Here is a 14,341-nt window from a genome sequence, read left to right as displayed (position 1 = left end):
CCCACCAACGACTCCGACGACACCTCACCCGCCGTGTCGTTCCACTCCTCCACCACCAAACGCCGCTCCTCGGCGCCGAGAAGCTCCACCCCGCTCAACCGCACCTGCGGCTCGGCACTCACCAGCTCCAGCACCCGCACCAGCCGAGAGACCAGAACCTCGACCGACTCCCGATCGAACAGGTCCGCTGCGGCCACCAACGACCCGCGCAGCCCACCGGCACCCCCGGCGGAATCGAACGCCTCCGCCAGCCCCAGCTCCAGGTCGAACTTGGCCGCCGCCTCCACCGGCAGCCCCGCCGCCCGCACCCCGGGCAGCTCCACCACGGCCCCACCCGTGTTCTGCAGGGTCAGCATCACCTGGAACAGCGGATGCCGGGCCATCGACCGCGACGGGGCCAGCTCCTCCACCAGCCGCTCGAACGGCACGTCCTGATGGTCGAACGCCGCCAGACTCGACTCCCGCACTCTCCCCAGCAGCTCACGGAACGTCGGATCCCCCGACAGGTCGGCCCGCAACACCAGCGTGTTGACGAAGAACCCGACCAGCTCCTCCAGCGCCTCATCCGTACGCCCGGCGCTGGCCGACCCGATCGGAATGTCGACCCCCGCCCCCAACCGCGACAACAACACCGCCAACGCCGCCTGCACCACCATGAACGTGGTCACACCTTCGGCCCGCGCGATCTCCACCACCCGCGCGTGCACCCCGGCCGGCACCTCCACCGCAACCGTGTGCCCCCGATACGAGGCCACCGCCGGACGCGGCCGGTCGAAAGGCAGCTCCAGCTCCTCCGGCGCACCCGCCAGCACCCCGCGCCAAAAACCAAGCTGCCCCGAGATCACACTCTCCGGATCCCGCTCATCCCCCAGCAACTCCCGCTGCCACAACGCATAATCCGCATACTGCACAGCAAGCGGCTCCCACCCCGGAGCCGAACCCCCACACCGAGCCGCATAAGCCACCGACACATCCCGCGCCAACGGCCCCAACGACCACCCATCACCCGCGATGTGATGAACGACCACCACCAGAACGTGCTCATCCCCCGACACCGACAACAACCACGCCCGCACCGGCACCTCGGCCGACAGATCGAACGCATACCGAGCCGCCTCGCGTACCGCCCCCGGCAGGTCGGCGTCAGCGACCTCCCCCACGGTCAGCTCCCAGCGCAGCTCCTCGAAAGGCACCACCCGCTGGTACGGCTCCCCGTCCACTTCGGGGAACACCGTCCGCAGCACCTCGTGCCGCTCGATCACGTCCCGCAGCGCCAGGCCCAGGGCCTCGGCGTCCACCTCGCCCCCGAGCCGCAGCACGACCGGGATGTCGTACGTGGCGCTGGGCCCCTCCAACTGCCCGAGGAACCACACCCGCCGCTGCGCGAACGACAACGGCACCCGCTCAGGCCGCCGTTCCGCCGCCCGCAGGGCCCGCCGCGCCGTCCCGGCACTTCCCAGGCGGCTCGCCAGCCCGGCCGGCGTGGGCGTCTCGAACAGCAGCCGCAGCGGCACCTCGACGCCCAGCACCGTGCGCACGCGGCTGATCAGCCGCACCGCCAGCAGTGAATGCCCGCCCAGCGCGAAGAAGTCGTCGTCCACCCCGACCCCGGGCAGCCCCAGGACCTGGGCGAACGCTCCGCACAGCAGCTCCTCGTGGAGGGTGGCCGGGGCTCGGCGGCCTTCCCCGCCCACGTAGTCCGGAGCCGGCAACGCCTTGCGGTCGACCTTCCCGTTGGCCGTCAGCGGGAGCGCGTCGAGCAGCATCACCGTGGACGGCACCATGTATCCCGGTAGGTGCCGGGCCACGTGCTCGCGGAGCTCCGCGCCGTCCGGCTCGTGGCCGGCCGCCGGTACGACGTACCCGACCAGGCGCGGGCCGCCGGCCGGGTCCTCGTGCACGGCCACCGACGCCCGCGCCACCTGGTCGTGGCGGTCGAGGACGGCCTCGATCTCGCCCAGCTCGATGCGGAACCCGCGGACCTTGACCTGGTCGTCGGTACGCCCCAGACATTCCAGCGTGCCGTCGGCCCGCCACCGCGCCAGGTCGCCGGTCCGGTACATCCGCTCGCCGGTCGGGCCGTGCGGGGCGGCCACGAAGCGTTCGGCCGTCAGGCCGGGCCGGCGCAGGTAGCCGCGGGCGAGCTGGGCGCCCGCCAGGTACAGCTCGCCGGCGACCCCGGCCGCCACGGGCCGCAGCGCCCGGTCCAGGACGTAGGCGCGCGTGTTCGCGAACGGCCGCCCGATCGTCACGGGCCCGTCGCCGACCCGCGCCGACGTGGCCCAGATGGTGGCCTCGGTGGGGCCGTACATGTTGTCGGCCCGCGCCCCCAGGGTCCTGATGCGCGCGGCCAGCTCCTCGGGCAGCGCTTCGCCGCCGACGAGCATCCGCACGCCGCCGGGCCAGTCGCCGGTGTCGAGCAGGGCCCGCCACAGAGACGGCACCGCCTGCACGGCCGTGGCGCCGCTGTTGCGCACGAGGTCCAGCAGGGCGGCCGGCTCGCGTACGGTCTCCCTGGGGGCGAGGACCACGCGGGCACCACGTACGAGCGGCAGGAACAACTCCAGTGCCGCGATGTCGAAGGACACCGTGGTCACCGCGACCAGGCGATCGTCCGCGCCGAGCGGCACCCGTCCGGCGGCGGCCCGCAGGTGGCCGGCCAGCGCCCGGTGGGTGATGACGACGCCTTTGGGGCGGCCCGTCGAGCCCGAGGTGTAGATGACGTAGGCCGGGTGGCCGGGCGACGGCGCGCTGCCACGGTGGGGCGGCGTGGCCGGACGGGATGCGCCGTCCAGGACGGCGGTCGCCGGGGCGGGCGCGCCGTCCAGGACGAGGGTGTCGGCGGGGGTGGGCGGCAGGGCCGGGGCGGTGCCGGGTGAGGTGAGGATGACGACCGGTGCCGCGTCGGCCAGCATGGAGGCGATCCGCTCGGCCGGGTACTCGGGGTCGATCGGCAGGTACGCGCCTCCGGCCTTGAGCACGGCGAGCAGGGCGACGACCAGTTCGGCGTCCCGTTCCATCGCCACCGCGACCACCGACTCCGGGCCGACGCCGCGCCCGCGCAGCGTGTGTGCCAGCCGGTCCGCGCGGGCGTCCAGCTCGGCGTAGGTCAGCTCCAGGCCGCCCGAGGTCACCGCGACCGCATCGGGTGTGCGAGCCGCCTGGGCCTCGAACAGCTCCGGCAGCGTCACGTCCGGCACGTCGGCCGCCGTGTCGTTCCATTCGCGCAGGACCCGGCTCAGCTCGGCCCCGTCGAGTGCCTCGACGGTGTCGAGCGGCAGGTCGGGGCCGCCGTTCAGGGCGTCTTCCAGCGCGGCGGTCAGGTTCTCGGCGGCGGTGCGCGCCAACCTGCCCACGGCCTCCGGGTCGATGGGGGCGACCGCGTCCACGGTCAGCGCGAGCCCGTCGCCGTCGTCCTCGACGGCGACGCCGAGGGGGTAGTTGGTGCGCTCGCGGGCGAGCAGCAGCCGGATGCCGTCGATCTGCCCTCCGCCCTCCCCCCGGCCGGTGTTGTGCCGGTAGTTGAGGAAGGAGGTGAACAGCGGGGTGTCCGCGGGCACGCCGCTGGCCTGCTGGGCGAGGGCGAGGGGGGCGTGCTCGTGCTCCAGGAGCCGGGCGAGCTGTCCGCGCAGTTCCGATACGGCCTCGAGCACGGTCAGCTCGTGGGTGCGCACGCGTACGGGCAGGGTGTTGATGTACGGGCCGGGCACCTGGCCGGAGCCGGTGCCCGCGTGCATCCGACCGAACAGCACGGTCCCGAACACCACGTCGTCACGGCCGGAGAGCGCGGCGACCACCCGGGCCCACGCCACGTGCAGGAGCGTCGCGGCGCTGACCCCCAGCCGCCTGGCGACCGCGCGCAGCCGCCGTTGCGCCTCGTCGGGGAACGCCACGGCCCGGCGTACGACGTCGCTTCCGTCGCCGCGCGCGTCGACCAGCCCGAACGGCGTGGTCGGCTCGGTGACGTCGCCGAGCAGCTCGGCGAAGTGGCGCTCGTGCCCGGCGCGGTCGGCGGCGTCGCGGGCCTGGGCCACGAAGTCGCGGAACGGCCGCGGGTCCGCGAGCTCGCCGCCACGGCCGGACAGGAACGCCAGGACCTCGGCGAGCAGCACCTCCAGCGCCATGTGGTCCTGCACCATGTGGTGCACCCTGGCCAGGGCCACCCATCGGCCGCCGGGCGCGGCCGTCGTGTGCACGCTGATCATGGGGGCGCGGCCTAGGTTCATGGTCTGGCCGGCGTGCGCGATCAGGCGTTCGGCCAGGTCGTCGCCGTGCTCGGGCAGCGTCACCTCCTCGACCGGGAGGACGGCGTGGCGCCAGACGACCTGCACCGGCTCGCGCAGCCCTTCCCACACGATCGACGTGCGGTAGATGTCGTGGCGGTCGATCACCTGCCGCAGCGCGGCCACGAAGGCGTCGAGCCGCTCGCGGGAGTCGAACTCCAGCACGGTCGGCATCACGTACGCGTCCTGCCCGCCTTCGGCGAGGAGGTGGTGGAACAGGAGCCCTTCCTGGAGCGGGGCGAGGGGGTAGACGTCGGCGATGTTCGCCGCGCCGCCCTCGACGGTCGCCACGATCCGGTCCAGTTCCTCGGGGGTCAGGTCCACCAGCGGCAACAGCTCCGGGGTGAGCTCCGTCGCCCCGGCGGGGATCAGGTTCTCCGGCACCGCCGCCCGCTCCACGCCCGTGGTCGTGGCCAGGCCGGCCGGGGTCGGGGTCTCGAAGAGGGCGCGTACGGGCACGTCCAGGCCCTGGGCGCGCAGTCGTTCCGCCAGGCGGAGGGCCAGCAGCGAGTGCCCGCCGAGCGCGAAGAAGTCGTCGTCGGCGCCGACCCGTTCCAGGCCGAGGACCTCGGCGAACGCCGCGCACAGCAGCTCCTCGCGGGGGCCGTCCGGTCCGCGCCCGGTGGCGGCCAGGGCGGTGAGGTCGGGGATCGGCAGGTTCCTGGTGTCGACCTTGCCGTTCGGCGTCAGCGGGAGCTCGTCGAGGGTCACCACCGCCACGGGGACCATCGACTCGGGCAGGTGCGTGCGGACGAACGCCTTCAGCTCCGCCGCGTCGACGACGGCTCCGGGCGCGGGCACCACGTAGGCGACGAGCCGGCGGTCGGCCGCGCGTTCCCGGGGCCGGTCCGTGCCGGGCGCGGGGACGATGACGAGCTCGCAGCCGGTCGTCCACCGCGCCCGGTGGCCTGTGCGGTACAGCAGGGTGCCGTCGGACGTGAACGGGTTGGCCACGAACTGCTCCGGGCTCAGTCCGGCCGCGGCCACGTACAGGTCGCCGACCACGCCGACGGGGGCGGGGGTGAGGAACTCGTCCAGCACGTACGCCCGTGTGGCCAGGGGCCGCATGTCGTCGGGGACCGGGACCGTCGCCGAGGCGACCTTGCTCCACTCCACCAGCACGCGCCGGCGTTCCTCGGGGTCGAGCACGTCCACCGCGCTCAGGCGGACGCCGGGGTCGGCGGTCACCTGGTCCAGCACCCGCGTGAGCCGGCCGGCCAGAGCCGTGACGGTGCCGCGGTCGAACACGTCGGCGGCGGCGGTGATGACGCCGCGCATCCCGGCCGGGGCGCCGGCGGCGTCGAACATCTCGCCGAACGACACCTCGAGGTCGAACTTCGCCCCCAAGGCCCCGGGCGCGCCGTCCTGAGGGGCGGCGGGCCCGTCCATGACGGTCCTGGCGGCGTTCTGCAGGGTCAGCATCACCTGGAACAGCGGGTGCCGCGCCAGCGAGCGGGCGGGCGCCAGCTCCTCGACGACCTTCTCGAACGGCACGTCCTGGTGCTTGAACGCGGCCACGTCCGTCGTCCTGACCCGGGCCAGCACGTCGGTGAACGCGGGGTCCCCTGACAGGTCCGTCCGCAGGACCAGGGTGTTGACGAAGAAGCCGACCAGGTCGTCGAGGGCCTCGTCGGTGCGCCCGGCGACGTCCGTGCCGATCGGCAGGTCGGTGCCCGCGCCCATCCGCGCCAGCAGCACGGCGAGCGCGGCCTGCGCCACCATGAAGACGGTCACGCCCTGGGCCCGCGCCACGTCCACCAGCCGCGCGTGCACGTCGGCCGGGATCTCCAGCCGCTCGCTCAGCCCCCGGTAGGAGGCCACCGGCGGGCGGGGCCGGTCGAACGGCAGCGCCAGCTCCTCGGGCGCGCCGGTCAACGCCGTGCGCCAGTGGGCGAGCTGGCGGGACATGACGCTGTCCGGGTCGTCCTCGTCGCCGAGCAGTTTGCGCTGCCACATGGTGTAGTCGGCGTACTGGACCGGGAGCGGCTCCCAGTCCGGGCTCCGGCCCTCGCCGCGGGCCGCGTACGCCACGGAGACGTCCCGGGTCAGCGGCCCCATCGACCAGGCGTCGCCCGCGATGTGGTGCAGCACCACGGTGAGCACCTGCCGGTCGTCGCCCACGCGGAACAGCCAGGCCCGGATCGGGATCTCGCGGGCCAGGTCGAACGGGTGCGCGCCGGCCGCGGCCACCGCGCCGTCCAGTTCCTCGGGCGTCACGTCGGCGACCGACAGCTCCCACGCCAGCTCGCCGAGCGGGACGACGCGCTGGTACGGCTCCCCGTCCACGGTCTCGACCACCGTGCGCAGCACCTCGTGCCGCCCGATGACGTCCCGGAGCGCGGCGTCGAGCGCGTCCCGGTCGACCCGTCCGGGCAGCGTCCGGACGACCGGGATGTTGTACGTCGCGCTCGGCCCCTCCAACTGCCCGATGAACCACAACCGGCGCTGCGCGAACGACAACGGGATCATCAGGACTCCTTCTGGATGCGCTGGGGCCGCAACGCCGGCCTGGAGGATCGTTCGTCGCCCAGCCGCCGGGCGAGCCCCGCCGGGGTGGGCGCGTCGAACAGGGCCGCCAGGTCGGCCTCGACGCCGAGGACGGTCCTGATCCGGCTCATCAGCCGCACGGCGAGCAGCGAGTGGCCGCCGAGCGCGAAGAAGTCGTCGTCCACCCCGATCCGTTCCAGCCCGAGGACCTGCGCGAACGCCTCGCACAGGAGCTCCTCCCTGGCGTCGGCCGGGGCGCGGCCCTCGCCCGCCGCGTGCTGGGGGGCGGGCAGTGCCTTGCGGTCGAGCTTGCCGTTCACCGTCAGCGGCAACGCGTCGAGCACGACCACCGCCGACGGCACCATGTGGGCGGGCAGCCGCTCGGCCGCGAAGCGCCGCACCGGGTCGGGGTGCGCGTCGGCGCCCACGACATAGGCCACCAGGCGGACGTCGCCGGGGGTGTCCTCGCGGGCGATCACGGCGGCCTGCTCGACCTGCGGGCAGGCCGCGAGCACCGCCCGCACCTCGCCCGGCTCGATCCGGAACCCGCGGATCTTGACCTGGTCGTCGGCGCGCCCGGCGAACACCAGCCGGCCGTCGGCGTTCCACCGCGCCCGGTCGCCCGTCCGGTACATCCGCGCACCGGCGCCGCCGAAGGGGCAGGCCACGAACCGCTGCGCGGTCAGCGCCGGTTGGCCCAGGTAGCCGCGGGCGAGCTGGCCGCCGGCCACGTACACCTCGCCGGGGGTTCCGGCGGGCACCGGGCGCAGCCGTTCGTCGAGCACGTACACGCTGAGGCCGGGGATGCCGCGGCCGATCACGCTGCCCGGCGCGTCGCCGTGGGGGCGCAGCTCGTGGAAGGTGACGTGCACGGTCGTCTCGGTGATGCCGTACATGTTCACCAGGCGCGGGCCGTCGCCGCCGTGGCGCTCCCACCAGCCGGTCAGCCGGGCCGGGTCCAGCGCCTCACCGCCGAACACGACCGCGCGGACCGCGGCGACCGCCTCGGGGCGGTGTTCCTCGACGGCCATGAGCTGGTAGAACGCCGACGGGGTCTGGCTGAGCAGGGTGACGCGTTCGCGTTCCAGGAGGTTGAGGAACTTCTCCGGCGACCGGGACACCTCGTACGGCACCACCACGACGCGCCCGCCGTGCAGCAGCGCGCCCCACAGCTCCCACACCGAGAAGTCGAACGCGAAGGAGTGGAACCAGCTCCACACGTCGTCAAGCCCGAATCCCACCAGCCCGCGCGTCTGCGCGAACAGGCCGGTGACGTTGGCGTGGGTGACCGCCACTCCCTTCGGGCGGCCGGTCGAGCCGGAGGTGTAGATCACGTACGCGGGGTGTTCCGGCGCGGGCGCCTGCCGCTGCCCGGCCACCGGCTCCGGTGACCCGGCGGGATCGTCCACGGGCAGCCACGGCACGCCCTCCGGCAGGCGGTCGCGTAGCTCCGCCGAGCTGAGGACGTACCGGGCCTGTGCGTCGGCCAGCGAGTACGCGATCCGCTCCGCCGGGTACGCCGGGTCCAGCGGCAGGTACGCGCCGCCGGCCTTGAGCACGCCGAGCGCCGCCGCCACGAGGTCGATCCCGCGTTCCAGGCAGACGCCGACCACCGACTCCGGGCCGACGCCCCGCCCGATCAGCAGCCGGGCCAGCCGGTTCGCGCGGGCGTCGAGCTCCGCGTACGTCACGGTGACGCCGCCGGCCACGAGGGCGGTCGCGTCCGGGGTGCGCGCGGCCTGGGCCTCGAACAGCTCCGGCAGCGTGGCGGGCTCGGCCTGGACCGGGGCGGCGTTCCAGCCGGTGAGCAGGCGGCGGCGCTCTTCGGCGTCGAGCAGTTCGACCGAGTCGAGCCGGGCCTGGGGGTCGGTGAGGAGGAGGTCGAGGAGCCGGGTGAGGCGGGCCGCGATCCGGGTGACGGAGCCGGGGTCGAACAGGTCGGCGGCGCCGATCAGCGAACCACGTACTCCGGCGGGCGTGCCGTCGGGGCCGGACGTCTCGGTGAGCCGCAGGTCGAGGTCGAACTTGGCGGCGGGCACACCGGCGGACAGCTCCCCGGTCTGCACGCCGGGCAGCTCCAGCGTGGCCTCGGCGGTGTTCTGCAGCGTCAGCATCACCTGGAAGAGGGGATGGCGGGCGCGCGACCGGCTCGGGGCGAGCTCCTCGACGAGCTTCTCGAACGGCACGTCCTGGTGGGCGAGGGCGCGCAGGCTCGTCTCCCGGACCCGGGCGAGCAACTCCTGAAACGTCGGATCGCCCGACAGGTCGGTACGCAGCACCAGCGTGTTGATGAAGAACCCGACCAACTCGTCCAGGGCCTCGTCGGTACGCCCGGCGTTGGCCGTGCCGATGGGGACGTCGTTGCCCGCACCCAGCCGCGACAGCAGCACCGCCAGCGCGGCCTGGACCACCATGAACGTGGTCACTCCCTCGGCCCGCGCCACCTCGACGAGACGTGCGTGGAGGCGGACCGGGATCTCGATCGGTGCGCTGTGCCCCTGATGCGAGGCCACCGCCGGACGCGGCCGGTCGAAGGGCAGCTCCAACTCCTCCGGAACCCCGGCCAGCGCCTCCCGCCAGTACGCCACCTGACCCGCGATCACACTCCCGGGATCCTGGTCGTCGCCCAGCAGCTCGCGTTGCCACAGCGCGTAGTCGGCGTACTGCACGGGGAGCGGCACCCACTCCGGCGCCCGGCCCGCACAACGAGCGGCGTAGGCCCTGGAGACGTCCCTGGCCAACGGCTCCCGTGACCAGCCGTCGCTGGCGATGTGGTGCAGCACCACCACCAGCACCCGCTCGCCCGGCCCCGCCTCGAACAGCGACGCCCGGATCGGTGCCTCGGTGGTGAGGTCGAAGGCGTGCCGGGCCTCCTGGGCGACCGCCGCCTCCAGCTCGGCCGGCGTGACCTCGGCCACCTGGAGCTCCCAGGAGAGCCCGTCGAGCGGCACGACGTGCTGGCGGGGCTCGCCGTCCGTGGCGGGGAACGTCGTGCGCAGCACCTCGTGCCGGCCGATGACGTCCCGCAGTGCCAGGCCGAGCGCCTGGACGTCCACGTCGCCGCCGAGCCGCAGCACGATCGGGATGTTGTAGGTGGCGCTCGGCCCTTCGAGCTGGCCGATGAACCACAGGCGCCGCTGCGCGAACGACAGCGGCACCCGCTCCGGCCGCTCCACCGGCGTCAGCGGGATCCGGGCCGTGCCCGCGTCGTCCAGCCGGGCCGCCAGCGCGGCGACCGTCGGCGCCTCGAACAGCATCGACAGCGCCGGCTCCACGCCCAGCAGTGCCCGGACCCGGCTGATCAGCCGTACCGCCAGCAGGGAGTGGCCGCCGAGCGCGAAGAAGTCGTCCTCCACGCTGACGCCGGGCAGTCCCAGCACGTCGGCGAACGCCTGGCAGAGAAGCTCTTCCCGCGCGGTGGCGGGCGCCCGGCCCGCGCCCGCGATGTGTTCGGGGGCCGGGAGGGCGTCGCGGTCCAGTTTGCCGTTCACGGTCAGCGGCAGCGCGTCGAGCACGACCACCGCCGACGGGACCATGTAGTCGGGCAACCGGTCGGCGGCGTAGCTCCGTACCAGGTCGGGCCGCACGTCCGTGCCCACGACATAGGCCACCAGGTGGGTGTCGTCGCGGGCGATCACGGCCGCCTGGGACACCAGCGGATGCGCCGCCACCACGGCCCGCACCTCGCCCGGCTCGATCCGGAAGCCGCGGATCTTCACCTGGTCGTCGACGCGGCCCAGGAACATGAGTTGCCCGTCGGCCGACCAGCAGACGCGGTCTCCGGTGCGGTACATCCGGGCGCCGGGCTCGTGGGGGCAGGCCACGAAGCGTTCGGCCGTCAGGTCGGCCCGGCCCGCGTATCCCCGGGCCACCTGCGCGCCGGCGATGTACAGCTCACCCGCCACGCCGGGCGGAACCGGGCGCAGCCGGTGGTCGAGCACGTACAGGCGGCAGTTGGCGATCGGCCGCCCGATGGGCACCGACTCCCCGACCTCGGTGTCGGCCCGCATCTCGTACACGCAGCAGCCGACCACCGTCTCCGTAGGCCCGTACTCGTTCACCACCACGGACTCGGGCGATCGCGCCAGCCAGGAGCGCACCAAGGCGCCCGGCAGCGTCTCGCCGCCCACGACCCAGGTGCGCCCGGCGTCGTGCGGCATCACCTCGGCGAGCAGGCTCAGATGCGCCGGGACCACCTTCACCAGGCCCAGCCCACCGGACAAGGCCCCGGCCAGCTCGTCGGGGCCGCCCTCCACGCTCACCACGGCCGCCCCCGACACCAACGGCACCCACAGACTCGTCACCGTCAGGTCGAAGGCCACCGACGAATGCAACGGCGCCCCTTCGCCCACCTCATACGCCCCGGACGCCCACTCCACGTAATTCGCCAGCCCGGCCTGCGTCACCACCACGCCCTTCGGCCGTCCCGTCGAGCCCGAGGTGTAAATGACGTAGGCCACCTGCTCGCCGGTCATCACGCGGTCCGGCCGCACGGCGGGCGCGGCCGTCAGGCGCAGTTTCGTGAACGCGTCATCGAGGACCAGCACCCGTGCCCGGCCTGCCGGCAGTTCCTCGGCGATCTCCCCGTTGGTGATCGTCAGGACGGCCCGGCTGTCGGCCAGCATGAACGCCATCCGCTCCACCGGCTGCCCAGGATCGATCGGAACGTACCCCGCCCCGGCCTTCCAGACCGCCAGCAACGCCACCACCAGATCGACCCCGCGATCCAGGCACACCCCCACCACCGACTCGACGCCGACCCCCTCACTCACCAGCACCTGGGCCAGCCGGTTCGCCCGCTCATCCACCTCCGCGAACGACACCCGGCGGCCGTCCGACCGCACCGCCACCGCGTCAGGTGTCCGGGCCGCCTGCGCCTCGAACAGCTCCACCACCGGCATGCCGGCCACCTCGACCGCCGTGGCGTTCCACTCCTCCAGCACCCGGCGCCGCTCATCCTCGCCCAGCACGTCGACGGCTTCGATCCGGGTGCGCGGGTCCGTGACGAGGAGTTCCAGCACGCGGGCGAGGCGCGTCGCGATCCGGCCGACCGAGGCGGGGTCGAACAGGTCGGCCGCCCCGATCACGGAGCCGCGTACTCCGGCGGGCGTCCCTTGGGGGTCGAAGACCTCGCCGAGGCGTACTTCCAGGTCGAACTTGGCCACGGACGTCCCGGCCGCGACGCCGCCCGCCCGCACCCCGGGCAGCTCCAGCACGGCCTCGGCGATGTTCTGCAGGTCGAGCTGCACCTGGAAGAGGGGATGGCGGGCGCGCGACCGGCTGGGGGCGAGCTCTTCGACGAGCTTCTCGAACGGCACGTCCTGGTGGGCGAGCGCCCGCAGGCTCGTCTCCCGGACCCGGGCCAGCAACTCCCGGAACGTCGGATCACCCGACAGGTCGGTACGCAGCACCAGCGTGTTGATGAAGAACCCGACCAACTCGTCCAGGGCCTCGTCGGTACGCCCGGCGTTCGCCGTGCCGATGGGCACATCGTTGCCCGCACCCAGCCGCGACAACAGCACCGCCAACGCGGCCTGGACCACCATGAACGTGGTGACCCCCTCGGCCCGCGCCACCTCCGCCAGGCGCGCGTGCAGACCGGCCGGGATCTCGACCGGCACACTGTGCCCGCGATGCGAGGCCACCGCCGGACGCGGCCGATCGAAGGGCAGCTCCAACTCCTCCGGAACCCCGTCCAGCGCCTCCCGCCAGTACGCCACCTGACCCGCGATCACACTCCCGGGATCCTGGTCGTCACCCAGCAGCTCGCGTTGCCACAGCGCGTAGTCGGCGTACTGAACCGGCAGCGGCACCCACTCCGGCACCCGGCCCGCACAACGAGCGGCATAAGCCATGGAGACGTCCCGAGCCAGCGGCGCCCGCGACCACCCGTCACTCGCGATGTGGTGCAACACCACCACCAGCACCCGCTCGCCCGGCCCCGCCTCGAACAACCACGCCCGGATCGGCACGTCAACGGTCAGGTCGAACGCGCATGCCACCGCCTCGGCCACCGCCGCATCCAGCTCCGCCGGGGCCACCTCGGCCACCGGCATCCGCCACCGCAGCTCGTCCACCCCCAGCACCCGCTGGTAGGGCTGACCGTCGGCGACCGGGAAGACCGTCCGCAGCACCTCGTGCCGCTCGATCACGTCCCGCAACGCCGCGCCGAGCGCCGCAGAGTCCATGTCGCCCGAAAGCCGCAGCACGATCGGCACGTGGTAGGTGGTGCTCGGCCCTTCGAGCTGGCCGATGAACCACAGGCGCCGCTGCGCGTACGACAACGGCACCCGCTCCGGCCGCTCCGCAACCGCCGTCAGCGGGAGCCGGGCGGCGCCCGCGTCGCCCAGCCCGGCCGCCAGCCCGGCCACCGTCGGCGTCTCGAACACGGCGCGGATCTCGATCTCGACACCGAGTAGGGCGCGGATGCGGCTGACCAGGCGGACGGCGAGCAGGGAGTGGCCGCCGAGGTCGAAGAAGTCGTCGTCGACCCCGACCGCCGGCACCCCCAGCACCTCGGCGAACGCCGCGCAGAGCGCCTCCTCCCGCGCATTGGACGGGCCACGTCCGGCACCGGCCGCAGCGGCGAGATCGGGGGCGGGCAGAGCATGGCGATCCAGCTTGCCGTTGCCGGTCAGTGGCAGCGCGTCCAGCACCACCCAGGCGGAGGGGACCATGTGCTCGGGCAACCGCTCACCCGCGAACCGGCGCGCGATGGAGGGCAACTCCGTCGTGCTTTCGGCGTCGCCGGCCACCAGGTAGGCGACCAGTCGCACATCCCCGGGCATCTCTTCACGAGCCACCACGGCGACCTGTTCCACGCCCGGACAGGTCGCCAGCACGGAGCTGACCTCGCCGGGTTCCACCCGGAAGCCGCGGATCTTGACCTGGTCGTCCACCCGGCCGGCGAAGACCACCTGGCCGTCGCCGGTCCAGCGGGCCCGGTCACCCGTGCGGTACATGCGCCCGCCGCCGAAGGGGCAGGCCACGAACCGCTCCGCCGTCAACCCGGCACGCCCGAGATAACCCCGCGCGAGCTGCGCCCCGGCGATGTACAACTCCCCGGTGACACCCGCCGGAACCGGCCGCAGCCACTCATCCAGCACATACAAGCCCGTATTGGCCACCGGCGACCCCACCGGGACCTGTCCCCCACGCAGGCGGGTGGTCGCCACACCGATCGTGGTCTCGGTGGGGCCGTAGTGGTTGAACACCGCACAGCCGCGCTGCCCGGCCACCGCCAGCAGCTCGTCGATCCAGCCCGGAGCGGCGGCCTCCCCGCCCAGCACCAGCGACCTGCCGGGCAGCAGTTTGGCGGACGCGCCCAGGGCGGCCAGGTGTGAGGGGACCATCTTGACGAAGTCGATGCGCCGCTGGGCCAGCAGCGCGCTCAGCGCCGCCGGGTCGGTGGCCGCCTCCTCACCCACGATGTGCAGTTGCCCGCCCGTGGTCAGGCTGGCGAACACCACCGTGTTGCCAAGGTCGGTCGCCTGACCCTGCACCAGCGCATACCGGCCACCGGACATCCCGAGCCGGCCCGGCACCGAAGCCACATAGTTCGCCAGCGCCCC

At 73.8% G+C, this 14,341-nt stretch carries 2 protein-coding genes; both read right to left on the bottom strand.

Features of this window, described 5'->3' with window-relative positions; translation table 11 throughout:
• Window positions 1-6,752 (bottom strand): amino acid adenylation domain-containing protein (locus tag AB0I15_RS65580; protein ID WP_358120583.1); only part of this gene is annotated, 6,752 nt, incomplete at its 3' end.
• On the bottom strand, window positions 6,752-14,314 hold the full coding sequence (locus AB0I15_RS65575) for an amino acid adenylation domain-containing protein (protein WP_358120580.1): 7,563 nt from the start codon (window positions 14,312-14,314) through the stop codon (window positions 6,752-6,754). The genes AB0I15_RS65575 and AB0I15_RS65580, both read right to left, overlap by 1 nt.
• Between the last annotated feature and the right edge of the window lie 27 nt (window positions 14,315-14,341).

It is taken from the genome of Nonomuraea sp. NPDC050643 (genome assembly GCF_040654715.1).
In the GTDB taxonomy this organism is placed as follows: domain Bacteria; phylum Actinomycetota; class Actinomycetes; order Streptosporangiales; family Streptosporangiaceae; genus Nonomuraea.
Note: the sequence above shows the minus strand (reverse complement) of the source record. Positions and strands in the feature narration are given on the sequence as shown.